Raw genomic sequence first — 19,928 nt, 5'->3', positions numbered from 1 at the left:
TTCATGGCCGGCCCTGGAATTGCGGCGATGAGAAAGGACAGGCAGCGATGATTACAGCCGCTCAAACCCCCTTGTACGAGATCAAGGCGAACCTGTTCAAGGCCCTCGCCCATCCAGCGCGGATCCGGGTGCTCGAGCTGCTGTCCGCGGCGCCGGACTACTCGGCGCCCGTCAGCTACCTGTTGGCCGAAACCGGCCTCGAAGCGTCCCACCTGTCACAGCATCTCGCCACGCTGCGGCGCCACGGGGTGGTGAGCTCGTCCCGGTCCGCCAACGCCGTGACGTACCGGCTGGCGCATCCGAAGATCGCCGAGCTGCTGGCCATCGCCCGGACCTTCCTCCTCGACAGCCTGGCCGATTCCAATGAGCAGCTCAAGCTCGCACAGGGACTGCCGAGCGAGCATCTCAGCGCTTCCGATTCATGAGTCCCGCCCGGGCGCCCCTCCGCCGGTTCCTGCCGTCCCGCCGTGACTACGACGGGCTTCGCTCCTCCTGGAAAACGGATCTGCTGGCGGGCATCACCGTGGGGATCGTGGCCCTGCCGCTGGCGCTGGCGTTCGGGGTGAGTTCCGGCGTCGGCGCCGAATCGGGACTCATCACCGCCGTGGTGGCCGGCCTGGTGGCGGCTGTCCTGGGCGGCTCGCACGTCCAGGTCTCCGGTCCCACCGGAGCCATGGTGGTGGTGCTCGCCCCGGTGGTCGCCGTCCACGGCGCCGGCAGCATCCCCTTGGTCTCGCTGATGGCGGGGTTCCTGGTGGTCATCCTGGGCATCAGCGGCCTGGGCCGGGCGGTGGCCTTCATCCCGTGGCCCGTGGTGGAGGGCTTCACCCTCGGCATCGCCGCAATCATCTTCCTCCAGCAAGTTCCGATGGCCACCGGCACCGAGGGGACACCGGGCCACAATACCGTGCTGGCCGCCGTCGAGGCCGTCTCCGGGGCCACCCTCCCCACGGTGCTTCAGACGCTCGGCGTCGTCGCGGTCGTCGCCGCGGTGATGATCCTGCTTCCGAAGCTGAACAAGGCCCTTCCCGCGAGCCTGATCGCAGTGCTCCTGGCCACCGTGGCCGCGGAGCTGCTGCAACTGGACATCCCCCGGATCGGGGCGCTGCCGGATTCTCTGAACGCACCGTCGGTACCGGCCCTCGATCCAGACGCGGTGGGCGGGCTGCTGATGCCTGCGGTGTCCATCGCGATGCTGGCCGCCATCGAATCCCTGCTCTCCGCACGGGTGGCTGCCGGCATGGTCGGCCCCGACGGCAGGCCCTCCGGGACGTACAGCCCGGACCGGGAGCTCACAGGGCAGGGGCTCGCCTCCGTTGCCGCCGGGTTGTTTGGCGGCATGCCGGCCACGGGCGCCATCGCCCGGACCGCCGTCAACGTCCGCTCCGGCGCCCGGACCCGGCTGTCCGCAATGGTGCACGCCCTGGTGTTGCTGGCCATCATCTATCTGGCGGCGGGACTCGTCGGGAAGATCCCGCTGGCGGTCCTGGCCGGAATCCTGATGGTCACGGCCACTCGGATGGTCTCGATGCACACGGTGACCGCCGTCCTGCGCTCCACCCGCGCCGACGCCTTTGTATTCGTCCTGACGGCCCTCATCACCGTGGTCTTCGACCTGATCGTGGCCATCGAGATCGGGCTGGTCGCCGCGGCCCTCTTCACGCTGCGAAAGTTCGCGTCACTCAGCGGGGTCAAGCGGGAGGAAATCCCGGGAGCACGCCAACCCGGGGACGAACACATAGCGATCCTCCGGCTGGACGGGGCCATGTTCTTCGGCGCAGCGGAACGCGTCCTGCAGGAAATCAGCCAGGTCAAGGACATCCAGGTGGCCATCATCCGGCTGTCGCAGGTGCGGATGCTCGACGCCACCGGAGCCCACACGCTGGTGGAGGTCATCTCGGCGCTGGAGCTGCGCGGGGTGACGGTCCTGTTGAAGGGTGTCCAGCCGCAGCACCTCGAGCTGGTGACCAATGTCGGGGTGATCCGTTCACTGCGCCACCACAAGCATCTGTTCACGTCCCTGCCCGAGGCCGTGGAGCATGCCCGCAGCCACGTGCGCCGGAACGCCGCCGCTAACGTTTGAGGTTTTTGCGGATCGTCTGGCCGCGGACCACGATCCCGGCAATGTGCAGGACCAGGCCGACGCCGATGACGGCGAGGGAGGCAACAGCGAGGTCCTGGTTGCCGGAGCTGTTGCCGATCAGGTTCAGGACAATGCCGACGCCGAGCATGCCCATGGCGCTGAAAACCAGCACCTTGTAGGTGGTTGACGCGGAGTCCCAGAATTCTTTCAGCACCGTGCCAGTCTACTGGGCCGTTGGTCTCGGTTTGCCGCTCAGAACAGGGACTCCTGGACCGCCGGAACTTCCGAGCCGTGGTCGCCGAGTTCGATGGTCCGGGCCTTCATCTGCCCAAGGTTGACGACGAACTCAAGGTCGGCGCCGTCGAGCCTGGCCAGTGCGATGCTGCCGCTCAGCGAGTCGATCCGGAACCCGTGGGTTCCCGTGCTGAGCTCGTGCGGGTAGGCGTGCCGGACGGCCGGCGCGCACGCCGCATCCGAGAGGCCCGGCCGCTGCCAGGGCTCGTCGACGACCTCGAACCCGCCGTCCCCGGCGCCGACCAACAGGTCCCGGACGCCGCCGGCAAGCCTGCTGTTCACGGCATCGAGTTCGGCGGCGGGGGCCGGCCCGGCCAGGGCCGCGGCCTTGGCAGCCGACCGGACCTGCTGCGGAAGGCCGGCGTCGCGCGTCACGATGTCTTCGAGGATCCTGACCACCCGGCCGTCGTCGGCGCGGGCGACGTAGCGGGCGACGACGGCGCCTTGTTCGGCGAGCCTCTTCCATTTCCGCAGGTCCGCGGCCGTACCCACCTTGCTGGCGCCGCCGGCGAAGGTGGCGACGTACAGCCAATGCGGCTGCATCAGGTAGGCGCGCAGCCCGGGCGGAACGCGTCCGCCGCGGTGGAAATCGTGGATGAGCCGGGAATCGTCCACCACGAAGCACCGCTCGCACTGGCTGCCCTTGACGGCCAGTGCCCTGGCCGGGCAGAGGACGTGGTCCCGGTCAGCGGGCCCGTGCACCTGGTGGTGCCCCAGGCAGTACTTCCCCGCTGCCGCGAGGCGGAAGCCCAGCCGGGTGCCGGCGCGGAGCGGCAGGTCCGTGCAGCCGCCGTCGGGGTCCTGCAGGCGCATCACCGGGTGCCCGTCGTCGGGGGTTCCGGCTATCCCCGGTTCGTCCGGTTCAGCATCCCAAAAGACCCCGTGGACCAGATAGCTTGTATCCGTCACGGGGTCTCCTTGGTTCGGGGGCTGGCTAGAGGGCCGGCTGCACCCCAAAGGCTACCGCGAGCTTCATGATCTTTTCGGCGCGGCCCAGGCGGGGCAGGTCCGAGCCGTCGCGGATGACGCGGCCGTTGGCCTCGAAGTCGGCCATGAAGTCAGTGGCCCAGGCGACGTCGGACGGCGTCGGGCTGATGACCTCGTTGATGACGTGGGTCTGGTCGATGGCGAGGCAGAGCTTGCCGGTCATGCCCATCATGACGGTGATGCCGGTCTGCTCGCGCAGGATCGGGTGGTTGGTGCCGACCGTGGGCCCGTCGATGGGGCCGGGCAGGTTGCCGACGCGGCTGGCCACGACCAGCTTCGCGCGGGGGTAGGCCATGGCCTCGGGGGTGGCGGCCATGCCCGTGTCGCGGCGGAAGTCGCCCGAGCCGAAGGCGAGCCGGAACGCGCCCTGGGCCCTGGCGATGTTGTTGGCCTCCTCGATCCCGACGGCGGACTCGACGAGCGGGATGACCGGGGTCTTGCCGTCCATGCGGTGGAAGCTTTCGGTGACCTGGTCCGCGGACTCGGTCTTGGCGAGCATCACGCCGAGCAGGCCGGGCGTGCCGCGGAGCCCGGCGAGGTCGTCGGCCCAGAAGGGGCTCGTGGCGTCGTTGATCCGGACCCAGGCAGTGCCGCCGGCGGTCAGCCAGTCCACGACGTTGGCGCGGGCGGCGTCCTTCTGGGAGGGGTCCACCGCGTCTTCGATGTCCAGGATGATGGCGTCCGCGCGGGACACGGCCGACTGGTCGAAGAGTTCGGTCTTCATTGCGTTCACCAGCAGCCAGGAGCGGGCGATTTCGGCCGGAATGTTGCGTTGAGGCCGGACGGTCCCGGCGGTGGTTGTGGAGGTCATGTATCTACGCTAGCCGTTCCGGGGTGCCTCCCGCGAAGTATTCCGGCCCTCGGAAGCGACCAATACGACCAAAATCACGTCCCCGCCCAAGGAACTGGCAGCTAAGGCTGTTTTGGGCGCCCAAAACGGCCTTAGCTGCCAGTCAGTCGGGTGGGACGGCAGAAACGCTAGGGGATGTTGCTGCCCCGCGCCGTCACCCAGAGCCGGTACCACTCGGTCCGGGTCATGGATGCTGCCACCGCGGCCGCGTCGGCGCAGGCGCGGATGCGGTCCGGATTGGCCGTGCCGATCACCGGGGCAATGCCGGCCGGGTGCTTCATCAGCCAGCCGAGCAGGATCGATTCCCCGGTGGTCTCCTTCTCCGCCGCCAGTTGCGCCACGAGCCCGGCGGTCGCCTCCTCGGCTGCCGACGGCGCCGGGGCCGGCGCCCCGGTGTAGAGGCCCCGGGCGAGGGCGCCGTAGGCCTGCAGGGTGATCCCGTGCCGGACGCAGTGCTCCACCGTGCCGTGCGGGAAGCTATGGTCCGTGCCCTCGGCGTGGTTGACCAGCACCGTGCTCTCCAGCCAAGCGCGTTTGAGCAGGCTCATCTCCAGCTGGTTGGCGACCACCGGGGTCTCGAGCCGGTCCTGCAGGACCTCGATTTGCGCGCCTGACATGTTGGACACGCCCAGCGCCCGGACCTTGCCTTCGGCCATCAACTGCCCGACGGCGGAGGCAACCTCCGCGGGGTCCATCAGCGGGTCCGGACGGTGGAGCATCAGCACGTCGACGTAGTCCGTGCGGAGCCGGGTGAGGCTTTCGTTGACGCGGGCCAGGATGGCGTCCCGGCTCAGGTCGTAGTAGCCCTTCAGGCCGTCTTCGTTGAGCCGGATGCCGCACTTGGTCTGCAGCCGGATGCGTTCGCGCAGCCCCGGCGTGCCGGCCAGCACCTCGCCGAACACCGCCTCGGACTTGCCGGAACGGTAGATGTCCGCATGGTCGAAGAGGGTGATGCCAGTTTCGAGGGCGGCATCGACGGCGGCTGCCGCCTCGTCCACGTGCGCGGACGAGTACGGCTCCGACGACCAGCTGCCGCCAAGGCCCATGCAGCCATAAATCAGCTCCCGGGCCGGCTGGCCTGCTGCCACCATTCCGTCCGTGGCGCTCACCGCAGCCAGACGGTGGTGCTGCCCGGCAGGAGATTCCCGTCCAGGGGTCCGCTGCTGAGGAGCACCGTCCCGGCGGGCAGCTCGACGGGCATGTCACCGAAGTTGGTTACGGTCTGCCAGCCGCCGGGGCGGCTGAAGTGCAGCACGTCGGGGCTTGCCGCGGTGTGCCATTCCAGTTCTTCCGAAGTCTGCAGCTCGCGGCGCAGCTTCAGTGCCCGGCGGTAGAACTCAAGTGTGGAACCGTCGACGCCGTCCTCGGCTGCGACGGCGTAGCGGCTGAACCAGGCCGGCTGCGGCAGGTGCGCGCCGCCGTCGCCGAATCCGAAGGAGCTGCCCTCGGCGGCCCAGGGCAGCGGAACCCGGCAGCCGTCCCGGCCGATCTCCACGCCCTTGTTGCGGAAGAAGGTCGGGTCCTGGCGCTCCGCATCCGGGATGTCCGCGACTTCCTGCAGCCCGAGCTCCTCGCCCTGGTACAGGTACGCGGAGCCCGGCAGCGCCAGCATCAGCTGGGTGGCCGCGCGGGCGCGGCGCAGGCCGAGTTCGACGTCGAGCTCCTCAGCCGGGGCGCCGGCCAGCAGCCAGCCCTTGCCGTCCTGGCCCTTGGCGTGCTTGCCGCCGCCCTTGGGCAGGCCGTAGCGGGTGGCGTGCCGGACGACGTCGTGGTTGGAGAACACCCAGGTGGAGGAGGCGCCGGACTCGGCGGCCTCGGCGAGGTTGCGGGTGATGATCTCGTGGAACTCTTCGGCGTCGAAGTCGGCCTGCAGGAGGTCGAAGTTGAACGCCTGGCCCAGGCCCTCCGGGCTCGCGTAGCGGCCGCGGCGGCTGGCGTGGACCCAGGCCTCGGCGACGGCGGTGCGCGGCGGGTTGTACTCGTTGAAGACCTCGCGCCATTCGACGTAGATCTCGTGGACCTCGTCGCGGTCCCAGAACGGGTGCGAGCCGTCGTCGAAGCCGTCAGTGCCGCTGTTGGCCACGCTCAGCTCGGCCTTGGACAGCAGCGGTTCGGTGAGGTCCTTGGTGAGGGCGTGCGCGACGTCCACGCGGAAGCCGTCCACGCCGCGGTCGGACCAGAAGCGCAGGGTCTTGAGGAAGTCGTCGCGGATTTCGCGGTTGGACCAGTTCAGGTCCGGCTGCTCCTTGGCGAAGATATGCATGTACCACTGGCCGGGAGTGCCGTCCGGCTCGGTGATGCGCTCCCAGGCGGGACCGCCGAAGACGGACTCCCAGTCCGACGGCGGGATTTCGCCGTTGTCGCCCTGGCCGTCCCGGAAGATGTAGCGCTCCCGCGCGTCCGAACCTCTCGGCGACGCGAGGGCTTCCTTGAACCAGGCATGGCGGTTCGAGGAGTGGTTCGGAACGATGTCGGCGATCAGCTTGATGCCGGCCTCGTGCAGGGCTGCGGACATCTCAGCGAAGTCCGCCAGCGTGCCGAGCTTGGGGTCGACGTCGCGGTAGTCGTCGACGTCGTACCCGCCGTCGGCGAGGGCCGAGGGGTAGAACGGGCTGAGCCAGACGGCGTCGATCCCGAGTTCCTTCAGGTACGGGACCTTCGCCGTGATGCCCTTGATGTCGCCGAGGCCGTCACCGTTGGAATCGGAGAAGCTGCGCGGGTAGATCTGGTACACGGACGCCTGGCGCCACCAGTTGGGATCGGCGGCGAGGTCGGAACCGGACAGGGTGGCCAGCGTTGCGGTGTTGGACAAAGGGGGATCCTCCGGGCTCGGAACTGGGGCTCTGGTAATTTAGATACAAGGTAAATATATTGCCTGAACAATTATGGGTCCGGATCCGGGAGAGGTCAACATTTGAAGCCGACGGCAGCCGCCGCCACACCCCAGCTGCTGCGCCGGGTGAATGCCCAGTCGGTGCTCGCCGCCGTCCGGACCACGGAGGTGGCCACCGGGACCGAGCTGATGACCCGGACAGGGCTGACGCGGGCCTCGGTGATCGCCGTCTGCGAGGACCTGATCCGGCGCGGCTGGATCCGCGAGCTGGACCCCCGCGGCGAGGAACAGCCCCTGGGCCCGCGCAAGGGGCGTCCCGCCCGGCGGTTTGAGCTCAATGCGACGGCCGGCTTCGTGCTGGGCATCGACATCGGCGCCGCCACCACGACCGCGGCAGTCGCGGACCTCCGCGGCACCGTCGTCGGGCGCTCCAGCGAAAGCTTCCGGGCCACGGACATCCCCGCCGAGGAGCGGATCGGCGTCGTTGACCGCGCCTGCCGGCAGGCGCTGGCGGCCGCCGGGAGCGGCCCCGGCACGGTCCTAGCCGTCGGGGCGGGCATCGCAGCGCCGGTGGACCGTGACGGCAAGGTGCTGGGGACCCAGCACTTCTGGAGCCTGTTCGACGTCGGGCTCCGCGCGGCGCTGAAGGAGCTGCACGGCTGGGCGGTGCTGCTGGAAAACGATGCGAACCTTGCCGCCCTCGGCGAACGCTGGCGGGGGTCCGGGGCCGGCGTCGACGATCTGGTGGTGCTGCTGGCTGGTGAGCGCCTGGGCGCCGGGGTGCTGGAGTCCGGGCGGCTGCTGCACGGCCGCGGCGGCGCTGCCGGTGAAATGGGGTACCTGGACCTCGTGGAGGGCGTCGGCTCCAGCGACGGCATCGCCAGCCTGGCCCGGCAGTGGTCGGCGGCCGGCGGTGGTCCCGCCGGCGGCGGCGTGGCGAGCGCGCGGCGCGTCTTTGAGGATGCCGCCGCCGGGGATCCCGCGGCGCTGGCCATCCTGGACCGGATTTCGGACCGGATGGCCCGGGTCATTGCCACCGTAGCGAGCTTCATCAACCCCGAGCAGGTAGTGGTCGGCGGCGCCGTGGCTGAATCAGCAGGGGCGCTGCTGCCCGGGATCACTGCCCTGCTCCCCCGTTATACGGCGACGCCCCCGCGCGTGACCGTCTCGCCGCTGGGTGACTCCATTGTCACGGTCGGCGCGATCCGGCACGCCTTGGACTACGTCGAGGCGAACGCGCTGGAGCTGGAGCTCACGCGGGGTTAGTTCTCGGGTTCCAGGGCGGCAGCGATGGGCAGGTCCCCGTCCCGGAACTCGATGGTGCGCCCGGCCGTCGAGGGCAGGCCCAGCACTGCCGCCGCAACAAGGGCAACGTTGGCGCGGGCCGTTTCCCGGTTTCCCAAGTCGTCCGCAGGGTCGACGTCGATCAGTCCGCTGCCGGGACCGTCGGTGAGCGCGCCGGGCCCAAGGATCGTCCAGGCCAGGCCCGTTCCGCGCAGGTACTCGTCCGCGGCCGCCTTGGCCTCGGCGTACGCGAAGAAGCCGTTGTCCGCCGGGACGCCGTGATCGGGGCCGGCACCGAAGTAGGACACCATGATGTAGCGCCCGACGCCGGCCTCGGCCGCCGCGTCCATCGACCGGATGGCGGCATCCCTGTCCACGGCATAGGTGCGGTCCGGGCTTCCGCCGCCTGCACCGGCCGACCAGACCACGGCGTCGTGGTTCCGAAGCGCCTCGGCGATGTCCGCCGTCGTCGAATGTTCAATGTCCAGGACGACAGGCGTGGCGCCGGTTGCCTCGACGTCCGCCCCGTGGTCCGGGTTGCGGACGAATGACGTAACGTCCAGGCCCTCGCCGGTCAGGATGCGGGACAGTTCCAGAGCCACTTTGCCGTGGCCGCCAATGATTGCGATTCGCGTCATGGACCCATTCTGTCCCACGCGCCCCGCAGCCGCATCCGTTGCGTCCCCGGGCCCCGCAGCCGCACCGGTTGCGCTGTCACTCCTGGTTACTTTGGGGCGGCCAGAAGCACTCAATGTGACAGAGCAACCGGGTTAAAACAAAAGGACCCCACAGGCTGGGCCTGCAGGGTCTTTCTGTAGCGGCGGGGAGGCTCGATCTCCCGACCTCACGATTATGAGTCGTGCGCTCTAACCAACTGAGCTACGCCGCCATAAATGAGGAAAACCTGCGCTAAGCCGGTCAAAAACCGCCTTGACACAGGCCCTCATTCAGAGCCCCCCACCGGAATCGATCCGGTGACCTCGTTCTTACCAAGAACGCGCTCTACCACTGAGCTAGGGGGGCAACGAGTAAATACTCTACCGGAAGATTCCGCTCCCAACAAATCGGTAGCGGGAGGGCAAAAAAAGCGTCAAAATCAGCGAAAATCCGGGGTAATCGGCGCCACGAGACGGCCCGGGAACGGCACCGCGGCACCGGCCGGCCTCCGAATGTGACCAAGCGAACTTAACCAAGAACGGGCCGGCTCTGCAGCCGGCCCGTTCTCAGGGTGAATCAGTGCTTAGCAGCTGACGGTTACCACTTGTTGCGGGGCTTGAAGCCGCCTTCGGTGCGCGGCTTGCGAGCCGCATCGGAGCCGACGCCGCGCTCGTTGCGGTCGCTGAAGGAGCGTCCGCCACGGTCCGCGGAGGACCGCTCGCCGTCGTTCTTGCGGAACTCGCGCTTGAAGCCGCCGTTGCCCTTGAAGTTGCCGCCACGGTCGCCGCCGCCGGAGTACCCGCCACGGTCGCCGCCGCCGGAGGACCCGCCACGGTCGCCGCCGCGGCTGCCCTGGTAGCTGCCACGGTCACCGGAGGGCTTGCGGCCGTTGTCCAGCTCGAGGTGGATCAGCTCGCCGCCGATCCGGGTGCGGGACAGGGCCTTCAGCTGGTCGGAGCTCAGGTCCGCCGGGAGCTCCACGAGGGAGTGGTCCGCGCGGATGTCGATGCCGCCGATCTGGGCCGAGGAGATGCCGCCTTCGTTGGCAATGGCGCCAACGATGGAACCCGGCATGACGCGCTGGCGGCGTCCGACGGCGATCCGGTAGGTGGCGTTGCCCTCGGTCAGGGTGCGGGTCGGGCCGCGGGAGCCGAAGCCGTCCTTGGAGCGCTCGCGCTTCTGGAATTCCGGTGCGGCGGGCAGTTCCTTGACCAGCAGCGGCTGGCCGCCCTGTGCCATGACGGCCAGTGCGGCGGCGATTTCCGCTGCCGGAACGTTGTGCTCTTCCTCGTAGGAGGCGATCAGGTCACGGAATGACGAAACGTCCTCGGAGGCAAGGGTCTCGGTGATCTTCTCCGCGAACTTGCCCAGGCGCAGCGTGTTGACGGTCTCGGCCGTCGGCAGGTGCATCTGCTCCACCGGCTGGCGGGTTGCCTTCTCGATGGAACGCAGCAGGTACTTCTCCCGCGGCGTCATGAACAGGATCGCGTCGCCGGAACGTCCCGCGCGGCCGGTGCGGCCGATGCGGTGGACGTAGGACTCGGTGTCGTGCGGGATGTCGTAGTTGACCACGTGGCTCACGCGCTCAACGTCCAGTCCGCGGGCGGCAACGTCGGTAGCGACCAGGATGTCGATCTTGCCGTCGCGCAGGGCCTCGACCGTACGCTCACGCTGCTGCTGCGGGATGTCGCCGTTGATGGCGGCAGCCTGGAAACCGCGGGAGCGCAGCTTGTCGGCGAGGTCCTCGGTGGCCATCTTGGTGCGGACGAAGGCAATGACGCCCTCGAACTCTTCGACCTCGAGGATGCGGGTCAGGGCATCCAGCTTGTGCGGGCCCATGACCTGCAGGTAACGCTGGCGGGTGTTGGCGCCGGTGGTGGTCTTGGACTTGACCTGGACCTCGGCCGGGTTGTTCAGGTACTGCTTGGACATCCGGCGGATCTGGCTCGGCATCGTGGCGGAGAACAGCGCAACCTGGCGGTCCGAGGGGGTCTGCTGGAAGATCTGCTCAACGTCCTCGGCGAAGCCCATGCGGAGCATCTCGTCGGCCTCGTCCAGCACGAGGTACTGGAGTTCGGACAGGTCCAGGGAACCCTTGGAGATGTGGTCGATCACGCGGCCGGGGGTACCGACAACAACCTGGGCGCCGCGGCGCAGGCCGGCCAGCTGGGGGCCGTAGGCGGAGCCGCCGTACACCGGGAGGACGGTGAAATCGTCGATGTGCTTGGCGTAGGACGTGAAGGCCTCGGCGACCTGGAGGGCCAGCTCGCGGGTCGGAGCAAGCACCAGGGCCTGGGTCTTGCGGGACGGGCCGTTGAGGTCGTGGAGCTCGGCCAGGCGGGACAGTGCCGGTACTGCGAATGCTGCAGTCTTACCGGTGCCGGTCTGGGCGAGGCCCACGACGTCGCGGCCTTCGAGCAGCAGCGGGATGGTTGCTGCCTGGATCGGGGAGGGCTTCTCGTAGCCGACGTCCTGCAGGGCAGCGAGGACGCGGCCGTCGATGCCGAGGTCAGCGAACTTGACGCCTTCTTCTTCAGCGTCTTCTTCCTTGGCCGGGGCGGCCTTGTCTTCGGTCTTGGTGTCAGCCTGCGGCGCGGCGTCGGCAGCAGCCGGAGCCTCGACGTTCGCAGGAGCCTCGGTGAATTCCGGGGCGGAGCCGGCTGCGGGGGCAGCCGTTTCAGAAGTCTCGACGTCGGCCTGGCTGTTCTCGGTGGCGAGTTCGGTTTCGACGGAGTTGTTCTGATTTTCGGGCATAGGTGAAATATCCTCATCCATAGGGGCCAAGCGGCACAACCCGAGGTGAGCGGAGCCGCAGTACGCGTGACCGGAATTGCCGGGCATACTTTGACCGGCCGGTCACATAGAAGTCCGGCGCTTTCGCAATCCCGTGGCAGGACTTCCCGCTGCATCTCTTGGCTGCTATCCCAGCAGTCTGTACAGCGTTTTCTTTAGCCGGCTCTCCCTATGAAAATGCCCGCATCACAATCTGCGGGCCCCAACACTTACCAGTCCTGCCTCAAGAATTGGGCAGGAATAAGGGATTTCCGGAGTGGGGGATATTTCAAGTGTAGGGCATTGATCCCGCCTATGGGTAACTCAGGGGCCGCTGGCGGCGGTGAGCTTGCGCACACGGCCGCCCGCCCCGCTACACGCCGAGGCGGCGCCGCAGCTTCTCGAACTCCTGATGGTACTCGGGCTGGAGGCGGACCTGCCCGTCGGCGTCGGCGTCCCGCAGGGCCTCCATGTCCTCAACTGTGGGATCACTGAACCACTTGCCGATGGTGACGCCGTGGGTAGGGACGAAGATCCGGTGGATGTGGTCCCCCGCCTGGATGCTGCCCACCCGCACCACCCGCAGATACGTCCCCACTCGCCCGGAGTCGCTGAACCGCTTGACCCAGTGCGGCTCGTGCATCCGGCGCTGGAAGGTGGCGCAGGGGGTGCGGGGTGAGGTCACTTCGACTTCGACGTCGAGCCCGATCTTCCAGCGCTCGCCGATGACGGCGTTGGTGGCGCTGATGCCGGCGACGCGCAGGTTTTCACCGAAGATCCCGGGCGGCAGTTCGCGGCCTAGCTCCGTTGCCCAGTAGTCGGCGTCGTCCTGGGAGTAGGCATAGAGCGCCTGGTCTTCGCCGCCGTGGTGGACGCGGCTGGCCTGGATGTCACCGTGCAGTCCGAGCCTGTGCACCTTGACCGGCCCGGCCACGGACCGTTTGTCGATCGCCGTCACGCCGACGCTTCCGGGGTCGCTCAGCAACTGGTGTACGCGGCAGACGGCGAGAACAGAGGCGGTGTCCATGGCTTCAGTGTAGGCCTGCGACGCTCCCGGACCGGGCTCCGGCTGGACATGTCCCCCCGCAGGACACCGAAACCAGGACAGTGACCCCCGCCCCGCCGATGCCCCTCGACGCTCCTGCCCAGTTACTTTCCTGCCAACCCCGCAAATGCGTGGCGACACCGGCGGGTCGGTCAGGATACTGGCTGGCGTCCGGAAGTAACCGGGCAGGAACGCCGGGCCGCAGAACGGACAAGACCGTAGGATGCTGGAATGAGCAACGAGGCTGGCTTCCCCGGATCTGCGGGATCCGATGTGTCCGACATCCTGGCGATCGATTCCCTGCTGAGCGCCGGGGAACTGGCGGTCCGTGAGCGGGTCCGCGATTTCACGCAGCAGCGGATCCGGCCGGGCATCGCGGGCTGGTACGACGACGGCGTGTTCCCGCTGGAGCTGGCTCCGGAGCTGGGAGAACTCGGAGTCCTCGGCATGCATCTGGAGGGCTACGGCTGCCCCGGCCGCTCCGCCGTCGAGTACGGCCTGGCGGCGATGGAGCTGGAAGCCGGCGACTCCGGCATCCGCACGTTCGTCTCCGTCCAGGGCTCGCTGGCCATGACGGCCATCCACAAGTGGGGTTCCGAGGAACAGAAACAGGAGTGGCTCCCCCGGATGGCGGCCGGCGAACTGATCGGCTGCTTCGCACTGACCGAGCCCACCGCCGGCTCGGATCCTGCCTCGATGACGACCTTCGCCCGCCGCGACGGCACCGGTGACGACGCCGGCTGGATCCTGGACGGCGCCAAACGCTGGATCGGACTCGCCTCGGTGGCTGACGTGCTGGTGGTGTGGGCGATGACGGACGATGGTGTCCGCGGTTTTGTGGTTCCGGCCGGCACCCCGGGCGTCACCGCAACGCCGATCGGACAGAAGCTGTCGATGCGCGCCTCGATCCAGTGCGATGTCACGTTCGACGGCGTCTTGCTGGGCCCCGAGGCCCTGCTGCCGGCCGCGCGCGGCCTGCGCGGACCGTTCAGCTGCCTTAACGAGGCACGGTACGGGATCGCGTGGGGTGCCATGGGCGCGGCCCGGGACTCCTACGAGGCCGCGCTGAAGTACGCCCAGGAGCGGCTGCAGTTCGGCAGGCCGCTCGCCGGGTACCAGCTGACCCAGGAAAAGCTCGTCAACATGCTGCTCGAGATCCAGAAGGGCACCCTGCTGGCACTGCAGCTGGGACGGCTCAAAGACGCCGGAAAGCTCCGTCCCGAGCAGATCTCACTGGGCAAGCTCAACAACGTGCGTGAGGCCATCGCGATCGCCCGCGAGGCCCGGACCATTCTGGGCGGGAACGGGATCACCCTGGACTATTCACCGCTCCGGCACGCCGCCAACCTTGAGTCGGTGCGCACCTACGAGGGCACCGACGAGGTCCACACCCTGGTCCTGGGCCAGCACATCACCGGCCTGGCGGCCTTCCGCTAGTCCCCGCCCCTCCGCGAGTTGGCACTTGACGGCAATGTTGAGCGCGAACACTGCCGTTAAATGCCAACTCGGCGGAGTCCGCGGGCTCGTCAGGCGGAGAAGCCGCCGTCGGCCTTGACCAGCTGGCCGGACACCCAGCGGCCTTCGGGCGACAGCAGGAACGCGACCGTTCCGGCCACGTCCGCCGGGGTTCCGAGCCGCCCGCCGGGCTGGCGCCGGGCCAGGGCTCCGCGCAGCTCCCCGTCCATCCAGCCGGTGTCCACCGGCCCCGGGTTGAGCACGTTGGCGCTGATCCCCTGCGCGCCGAGCTCCCGGGCCGCCGCGATCACGATCCGGTCCAGGGCTCCCTTGGACGCGCCGTAAGGCAGGTTGAAGGCGGTGTGGTCGCTTGTCAGTGCCACCACAGCGCCGCCCTCGGCCGAGGCCTGCCGCGCGAACGCCGCAATCAGCTGCCAGCTGGCACGGGCGTTGACGGCGAAATGCCGCTCGAAGCTCCCCAACGTCGTATCGAGGATGCCCGAGTCCACGGACTCGGCGTGGCTCAGCACGAGTCCCTGCAACGGCCCGGCCTCCGCTGCGATGTCCTCCATGAGCCGGTCCACGGCCTGCGGGTCCTGGAAGTCTGCCGGCCGGGCCACGACGGCGGCGCCCGTGGCCTGAAGTTCCGCGGTGAGGAGATCCACGTCGCCGGGCTGGACACCCCAGGGCATCCGGGCGTCATAGTCCTGCCAGTACGTCAACACGAGGTCCCAGCCGTCGGCCCCCAGCCGGCGCGCGATGCCGGCCCCGATCCCGGCCAGCCGGCCTACGCCGGTCACGAGGACCGTCTTCCGGTGCGGCGCTGCTGGCGGGCCGGGCGGATCTCCGTGGGAAGTGGCGTCCATGGGCACCACACTAGCGTCCGCCCTGCCGCGGAAACTCTAGTCCCTGGCAGCCGCAACCGCCGGGCCGACGTCCAACGACGGGCCCAGCGAGCCGCGCCGGAGCACCACGAGCCAGCAGACCAGGATGGCAAAGGCGCAGAACACGCCGGCGCTGGAGGCCATGATCCAGAGTCCGGGAGTCTGGACGTCGAGGTTCTCCGCGCCCAGCGCCGTACCGATGGTCTTGGGCGAGAAAAGGAAGACCAGGACCGAGACCCCCAGCACGCCGCCCATGAGCCAGCGCAGCCCGCGGTACCGCAGCGGGGTCTCACGGAGGGTCCAGGCGAAAGCCGGCAGGACGGCCGCCATCCAGACCCAGTGGTGCGACCAGGACACCGGGCTGATCAGCAGCATGGTGAGCGCCGTTGCCGAGATGGCCACCACGCGGGATCCCTGGGCGCTGGCTGACCGGATGACCATGGCGGCCACCGCCACCACCAGCAGGCTCAGCAGCAGCCACGGCACGGTGACAGAAGCTTCCGGTATGCCGAAGTGCAGGAGCGCACCCTTGAGCGAGAGGTTGTCGACGTAGCCGGCGCCGCCGATCCGGGACGTGTCCGGGAGGATCTCCAGCCAGAACTGCAAGGATTCGGCGGGACGGAGCAACCAGCCGACTAGGACGGTGCCGGCAAAGCCCGCGCCCATGTTCAGCAGGCCGCGCCAGTCTTTGCGCACCAGGAAGTACAGCCCGAACACCAGCGGCGTCAGCTTGATGCCGGCCGCGACGCCCACCAGGAGTCCCGTTCCGGGGAAACCGCCGGTCCAGTGCCGGTTCCGGGACAGCAGGTCCGCCGCCATCAGGCCCATGAGCAGGATGTTAATCTGCCCGAAGGCCAGAGTTTCGCGCCAGGGGCCGAGGTTCAGGACGGCCAGGACCAGCACGGCGGCGCCCCAGCGGTTGCGCGCCGAGCCGAAGGTGGCCCGCCAGTCCGTCCCGGCGTTCCAGTACCGCACCGCGCGCAGGGATACCCAGCCCGCCACCGCCGTCCCGGCCGCGTTGAACAACATGAGGGCCAGGGGTTCCGGGAGCCTCGCCAGCAGGCTGAAGAGCAGCGCGGCAAACGGCGGATACGTGAACGGCAGCTGGGGGCCGCCGGCCCAGTCGATGTTGCCCCGGTACAGGTCCGACGGCGCAGCGCCGGCGTCGTTGAGGATCCTGCCGCCGTGCCAGTAAACGCTGAAGTCGAGGCCCTGCTTGGCCCAGACACCAAGCCAGGTCCACACCAGGAACAGCACCGCGGCCACGGCCAGGAGGGTGGACAGCCGCGCAAGTTGCCGCACCGGAAGCCGCTGCCGCAGCCCGGGCGGCGATGACGGCACGGGCGGCGCGGGCCTGTTTTCGGCGTCGAGCAGTGACATGGGTCCCCCAAAATTTTAAGCTGATTCGAGGCCGATTCGGGGCGCCGGCAGGGCGCCCGGCCTCGCGCCCATCCTACAGAAGCCCTACACGGGGACTGCGACAGCGCCCGTCTTGCCGGCGTCCTTGCGGATGGTTGCGCTCACGACGGCGGCGATGGTGCACATCGCGGCTGCCCCGAACCAGGCGTAGGTGTACTGTCCGGTGGAGTCCCGGATGGCGCCGGCCGCCAGGGCCGCGGCGGCCGCGCCGAGCTGGTGGGCGGCGAAGACCCAGCCGAACACGACGCTGCCGTCCGCGCCGAAGACCTGGCGGCAGATGGCGGCGGTGGGCGGTACGGTGGCAACCCAGTCCAGTCCGTAGATCACCACGAACACGATCATGCTGGGCTGGACGGTCGCACTGAGCAACAACGGCAGCACCAGCAGGCCGATGCCGCGGAACTGGTAGTAGACCGCGAGCAGGATCCGCGGGTTGAAGCGGTCCGTCAGCCAGCCGGAGGCGATCGTCCCGACGATGTCGAAGATACCGACGACGGCCAGCAGGCCCGCCGCGGTGGTCGTGGCCATGCCGTGGTCGTGGGCGGAGGGGATGAAGTGGGTGCCGATCAGGCCGTTGGTGGTGGCGCCACAGATCGCGAACCCTGCGACGAGCGCCCAGAACGTCCGCACCTTGCTGGCCCGCTTGAGCACCTGCAGGGCACGGACGGCAGCGTTTCGCGGGGGGTCCTCGGCTCCGGCCGGTGCCGCGCTGGCTGCGGCGGCGTCCGGTTCCGGCGCGGAGCCGGGCTCCGCCTCGGCACCGTAGGGAAGCACGCCGGCGTCGGCAGGTGAGTTCTTGAGGAACTTCAGGACCAGTGGCACCACGGCCACGGCTCCTGCGGCGATCAGCAACGAGGCCTGCCGCCAGCCCGGGTCCTGGGCGAGGGCGGCGATGAACGGCAGGAAGACCAGCTGCCCGGCAGCGCTGCCGGCGGTGAGGATCCCGATGACGAGGCCGCGGCTTTTCGCGAACCAGGTGTTGGCAATGGTCGCGGCGAAGACCAGGGCCATGGACCCGGTGCCGAGCCCGATCAGCAGCCCCCAGGTGAGCAGGATCTGCCAGGACTGCGTGACCAGCACCGTCAGTGCGCTGCCGGCGGCGATCAGCACGAGCGCCGTGGCGGTGACCGCGCGGATGCCGAAGCGCTCCATCAGGGCGGCGGCAAAGGGCGCGGTGAGGCCGAAGAGCACCAGGTTGATGCTGACCGCGGCGGACAGCACGGTGGTGGACCAGCCGAATTCTGTCTGCAGCGGCACCATCAGCACGCCGGGCGCGGCCCGGAAGCCCGCGGCCCCGACCAGGGCGAGGAACGCGACTGCGGCGACGATCCAGGCCGGGTGGATCTTCCGCGGTTTCGGAGCGGGCAGCAGGGTGGTTTCGGGGGCGCTCATTGGGCGGGTCCGTTCTGGGAGGCGGCCTTTGCGGACGATGCCGGGGCGGCGTAGGTGGCGGCAAGGGGCACCGGGTCCGGGGTTCTGGTGAGGCTGTGCCAGCTGGTGTTCCGGGCCGTCAGCCGTTGCCCGCATTCGGTGCAGCTGTCCGCGGACGTGGTGCGTGCGCCGCAACCGGTGTGGACCACGAACATGTGGGCCTGCTCCGAGGGCGCCGGCAGGTGCTTTTCGGCCCAGATCACGACGGCGTTGAGCACCGGCAGGGCGTCCTCCCCCTTCGCGGTGAGCACGTACTCCTGGCGGGTGCGGCCGCCGTCGTCGTACGGCTGCCGGGTGAGGAGCCCGGCGTCGACGAGTGCCGTGAGGCGTTTGGTGAGGACGGAGTCCGCCGCCCCCAGCCGGGACTTCATGGCGTCGAAGCGGCCGTTGCCGAAGAAGACCTCGCGGAGGACCAGCATGCCCCACGGATCGCCGAGGATGTCCAGGCCGCGGGCCATGCTGCAGTTGCGCTGGGACCAGTCGGATCGAAGTGCCATGCGGACAAAACTAGCTGACTTTCTTCAAGAAAGCTACATATTTCGTCGAGTTGGCATTTCGCGGCAATGTTCCGCGAAACACTGCCGCGAACTGCGCACTCGAGGGGCGCGGGCCGGCGCGCCGGCAGCATGGGGAGCTGGAGTCCCGGCCCCGCTACACCTCGGGGCGGAGCGCGGCGCGGGAGGGGCGGTAGGCCAGCGCCCAGTAGACCAGCATGGCCATGCCGCAGAGCACCCCGAGGCTCGCCACGATCAGCTGCCATTGCGTCTGCGGGTCCTTGCCCCACTCGGCCGCCCCTGCCATGACGGACAGGTATTTGGGCGTCAGGTAGAAGGCCAGGGCCGAGAAGGCGACAATGATCCACCCGGCGAGGCGCATCCGTCCGTTCCGGGACGGCACCCGGTGGATCGCGAAGCCCATGCAGGGCAGCGCCACGGCCATCCACACCCAGTGGTGGGACCAGGACACCGGGCTGATCAGGAGCATCAGCAGGGCGGTCGCGGAGACGGCGACGAAGTTCTCGTCCGCGGCCACCGCCCAGGCGATCACGAGCGCGGCAAGCCCGGCCAGGGCGAGGGAGAGGACCAGCCACATGATGCTGGTCAGGCCGGAGTCCGGGAGTCCCAGGTGCAGCAGCAGGCCCTTCACGGAGAGGTTGTCCACGTAGGCCGGCCCGCCGATCCGTCCGGTGTCGGGCAGGATCTTGGTCCAGAAGGTGAGCGAGGCCGTGGGCAGCACGGCCCAGGCCAGGCCGATCGAGCCGAAGAAGCCGGCCGCCATCCAGCCGAGTGCCCTGAAATCGCGGCGCACCAGGAAGTACAACCCGAACGCGAGCGGGGTCAGCTTGACGCCGGCGGCTATGCCGATCAGCAGCCCCGCGGGCCAGCGGATCTCCCCGGCCCGGGCTTTCCCGTAGAGCGCGAAGTCGGCCAGGATCAGGCCCATCAGGATGATGTTGATCTGGCCGAAGTCAAAGGTGTCCCGCCAGGGCCCCATCAGCAGGATGGCTGCGGTGCCGGCCAGGGCAACGGCCCGGAACCGCCAGTCGGCGACGGCGTTCCGCCAGCTTCCCAGACGGAAGTAGTGCCGGGCGAGCCAGGCGGATACGATCCCCGCGCCCAGCAGCGCCGTGGTGATGAACACGAGGCTGCCGCCGGACTGGCCCAGCGCCGCCATGGCCGCGAACAGCAGCGCGGCGAACGGCGGGTACGTGAACGGCAGCCCGTCCCGCGCCGCGTAGAGCTCGTTGACGCCGGTCTCACCGGTCTGCAGCACCCTGTTGCCGCCGTAGAAGTAGACCTCAAAGTCGTTCATCAGCGGGATGTAGGACGAGTACAGCACCACCAGGGCGACGACGACGGCGAGCGCGCCGGCCGCCGTCGCGGCCCAGCCGAGGGAGGTGGAGGGCGTGGCCCTGATGGTGGTGGTCACAGGTG

The 19,928-nt window shown here is 69.1% G+C and carries 17 protein-coding genes and 2 tRNA genes; 4 read left to right on the top strand and 15 right to left on the bottom strand.

Annotated elements, in window-relative coordinates:
- Positions 1 to 47: 47 nt before the first annotated feature.
- Both AC1DC5_RS01435 and AC1DC5_RS01430 read left to right on the top strand, forming a co-directional pair.
- Positions 48 to 425, top strand: a complete 378-nt coding sequence (locus AC1DC5_RS01435; protein ID WP_441406816.1) for an ArsR/SmtB family transcription factor — start codon at positions 48 to 50, stop codon at positions 423 to 425.
- The gene (locus AC1DC5_RS01430; protein WP_441406815.1) at positions 422 to 2,083 is read left to right on the top strand and encodes a SulP family inorganic anion transporter; all 1,662 of its coding nucleotides are present in this window, start codon (positions 422 to 424) and stop codon (positions 2,081 to 2,083) included. The genes AC1DC5_RS01435 and AC1DC5_RS01430 overlap by 4 nt, the downstream gene beginning before the upstream one ends.
- On the opposite strand, the gene AC1DC5_RS01425 is transcribed toward AC1DC5_RS01430, so the two are convergent.
- The 5 genes from AC1DC5_RS01425 to AC1DC5_RS01405 form a co-directional block, all read right to left on the bottom strand.
- Entirely contained in the window at positions 2,073 to 2,297 is a 225-nt protein-coding gene (locus AC1DC5_RS01425) for a DUF3188 domain-containing protein (protein WP_441406814.1), read from the bottom strand. The two genes, AC1DC5_RS01430 and AC1DC5_RS01425, sit on opposite strands and share 11 nt — an antisense overlap.
- Before the next feature lie 38 nt (positions 2,298 to 2,335).
- Positions 2,336 to 3,286 carry a DUF2797 domain-containing protein gene (locus AC1DC5_RS01420; protein ID WP_441406813.1) on the bottom strand — a complete coding sequence of 317 codons (951 nt, stop codon included), beginning with the start codon at positions 3,284 to 3,286 and terminating at the stop codon, positions 2,336 to 2,338.
- 25 nt (positions 3,287 to 3,311) lie between these two features.
- Complete coding sequence (locus AC1DC5_RS01415) at positions 3,312 to 4,175, bottom strand: HpcH/HpaI aldolase/citrate lyase family protein (protein ID WP_441406812.1); 864 nt, start codon at positions 4,173 to 4,175, stop codon at positions 3,312 to 3,314.
- Between the two features lie 167 nt (positions 4,176 to 4,342).
- Positions 4,343 to 5,305, bottom strand: coding sequence for an aldo/keto reductase (locus tag AC1DC5_RS01410; RefSeq protein ID WP_476864155.1), 963 nt, complete (start codon positions 5,303 to 5,305; stop codon positions 4,343 to 4,345).
- A gap of 14 nt (positions 5,306 to 5,319) precedes the next feature.
- Positions 5,320 to 7,026, bottom strand: coding sequence for a glycoside hydrolase family 13 protein (locus AC1DC5_RS01405; protein ID WP_441406811.1), 1,707 nt, complete (start codon positions 7,024 to 7,026; stop codon positions 5,320 to 5,322).
- A 102-nt stretch (positions 7,027 to 7,128) separates the two neighbouring features.
- On the opposite strand from AC1DC5_RS01405, the gene AC1DC5_RS01400 reads away from it, so the two are divergent.
- Positions 7,129 to 8,313 carry an ROK family protein gene (locus AC1DC5_RS01400; protein ID WP_476863948.1) on the top strand — a complete coding sequence of 395 codons (1,185 nt, stop codon included), beginning with the start codon at positions 7,129 to 7,131 and terminating at the stop codon, positions 8,311 to 8,313.
- Here the strand turns inward: AC1DC5_RS01400 and AC1DC5_RS01395 are convergent.
- From AC1DC5_RS01395 to AC1DC5_RS01375, 5 genes are all read right to left on the bottom strand, one after another.
- A complete protein-coding gene (locus AC1DC5_RS01395; protein ID WP_476863947.1) occupies positions 8,310 to 8,969 on the bottom strand; it encodes an NAD(P)H-binding protein in 660 nt (219 codons plus the stop codon). The two genes, AC1DC5_RS01400 and AC1DC5_RS01395, sit on opposite strands and share 4 nt — an antisense overlap.
- Before the next feature lie 177 nt (positions 8,970 to 9,146).
- Positions 9,147 to 9,220 (bottom strand) — tRNA-Met (locus AC1DC5_RS01390).
- A gap of 62 nt (positions 9,221 to 9,282) precedes the next feature.
- Positions 9,283 to 9,354, bottom strand: a tRNA-Thr gene (locus AC1DC5_RS01385).
- Positions 9,355 to 9,585: 231 nt separating this feature from the next.
- Positions 9,586 to 11,742, bottom strand: coding sequence for a DEAD/DEAH box helicase (locus AC1DC5_RS01380; RefSeq protein WP_476863946.1), 2,157 nt, complete (start codon positions 11,740 to 11,742; stop codon positions 9,586 to 9,588).
- 391 nt (positions 11,743 to 12,133) lie between these two features.
- Complete coding sequence (locus AC1DC5_RS01375) at positions 12,134 to 12,787, bottom strand: MOSC domain-containing protein (RefSeq protein WP_476863945.1); 654 nt, start codon at positions 12,785 to 12,787, stop codon at positions 12,134 to 12,136.
- Between the two features lie 249 nt (positions 12,788 to 13,036).
- On the opposite strand from AC1DC5_RS01375, the gene AC1DC5_RS01370 reads away from it, so the two are divergent.
- On the top strand, positions 13,037 to 14,242 hold the full coding sequence (locus AC1DC5_RS01370) for an acyl-CoA dehydrogenase family protein (protein WP_441407214.1): 1,206 nt from the start codon (positions 13,037 to 13,039) through the stop codon (positions 14,240 to 14,242).
- Between the two features lie 89 nt (positions 14,243 to 14,331).
- On the opposite strand, the gene AC1DC5_RS01365 is transcribed toward AC1DC5_RS01370, so the two are convergent.
- The 5 genes from AC1DC5_RS01365 to AC1DC5_RS01345 form a co-directional block, all read right to left on the bottom strand.
- Positions 14,332 to 15,126, bottom strand: coding sequence for an SDR family oxidoreductase (locus AC1DC5_RS01365; RefSeq protein WP_441407215.1), 795 nt, complete (start codon positions 15,124 to 15,126; stop codon positions 14,332 to 14,334).
- A gap of 36 nt (positions 15,127 to 15,162) precedes the next feature.
- On the bottom strand, positions 15,163 to 16,524 hold the full coding sequence (locus AC1DC5_RS01360) for a glycosyltransferase 87 family protein (protein WP_476863944.1): 1,362 nt from the start codon (positions 16,522 to 16,524) through the stop codon (positions 15,163 to 15,165).
- A gap of 84 nt (positions 16,525 to 16,608) precedes the next feature.
- Positions 16,609 to 17,955, bottom strand: coding sequence for an MFS transporter (locus AC1DC5_RS01355; RefSeq protein WP_441407217.1), 1,347 nt, complete (start codon positions 17,953 to 17,955; stop codon positions 16,609 to 16,611).
- Entirely contained in the window at positions 17,952 to 18,491 is a 540-nt protein-coding gene (locus AC1DC5_RS01350; RefSeq protein ID WP_441407218.1) for a winged helix-turn-helix transcriptional regulator, read from the bottom strand. Before AC1DC5_RS01350 ends, AC1DC5_RS01355 begins: the two co-directional genes overlap by 4 nt.
- Before the next feature lie 154 nt (positions 18,492 to 18,645).
- Positions 18,646 to 19,923 (bottom strand): glycosyltransferase 87 family protein, encoded by a 1,278-nt coding sequence (locus AC1DC5_RS01345; protein ID WP_476863943.1) that lies wholly within the window; start codon positions 19,921 to 19,923, stop codon positions 18,646 to 18,648.
- Positions 19,924 to 19,928 lie beyond the last annotated feature (5 nt).

This window comes from Arthrobacter sp. 10L424 (assembly GCF_056395325.1).
This window is presented reverse-complemented; position numbering and strand designations above follow the sequence as displayed.

Bases quoted from the DNA above. Each gene is read 5' to 3' on its own strand.
- AC1DC5_RS01350 (WP_441407218.1), bottom strand. From the start codon at position 18,491: ATGGCACTTCGATCCGACTGGTCCCAGCGCAACTGCAGCATGGCCCGC.
- AC1DC5_RS01395 (WP_476863947.1), bottom strand. From the start codon at position 8,969: ATGACGCGAATCGCAATCATTGGCGGCCACGGCAAAGTGGCTCTGGAA.
- AC1DC5_RS01375 (WP_476863945.1), bottom strand. From the start codon at position 12,787: ATGGACACCGCCTCTGTTCTCGCCGTCTGCCGCGTACACCAGTTGCTG.
- AC1DC5_RS01360 (WP_476863944.1), bottom strand. From the start codon at position 16,524: ATGTCACTGCTCGACGCCGAAAACAGGCCCGCGCCGCCCGTGCCGTCA.
- AC1DC5_RS01435 (WP_441406816.1), top strand. From the start codon at position 48: ATGATTACAGCCGCTCAAACCCCCTTGTACGAGATCAAGGCGAACCTG.
- AC1DC5_RS01370 (WP_441407214.1), top strand. From the start codon at position 13,037: ATGAGCAACGAGGCTGGCTTCCCCGGATCTGCGGGATCCGATGTGTCC.
- AC1DC5_RS01410 (WP_476864155.1), bottom strand. From the start codon at position 5,305: ATGGTGGCAGCAGGCCAGCCGGCCCGGGAGCTGATTTATGGCTGCATG.
- AC1DC5_RS01380 (WP_476863946.1), bottom strand. From the start codon at position 11,742: ATGCCCGAAAATCAGAACAACTCCGTCGAAACCGAACTCGCCACCGAG.
- AC1DC5_RS01365 (WP_441407215.1), bottom strand. From the start codon at position 15,126: ATGGACGCCACTTCCCACGGAGATCCGCCCGGCCCGCCAGCAGCGCCG.
- AC1DC5_RS01430 (WP_441406815.1), top strand. From the start codon at position 422: ATGAGTCCCGCCCGGGCGCCCCTCCGCCGGTTCCTGCCGTCCCGCCGT.
- AC1DC5_RS01415 (WP_441406812.1), bottom strand. From the start codon at position 4,175: ATGACCTCCACAACCACCGCCGGGACCGTCCGGCCTCAACGCAACATT.
- AC1DC5_RS01355 (WP_441407217.1), bottom strand. From the start codon at position 17,955: ATGAGCGCCCCCGAAACCACCCTGCTGCCCGCTCCGAAACCGCGGAAG.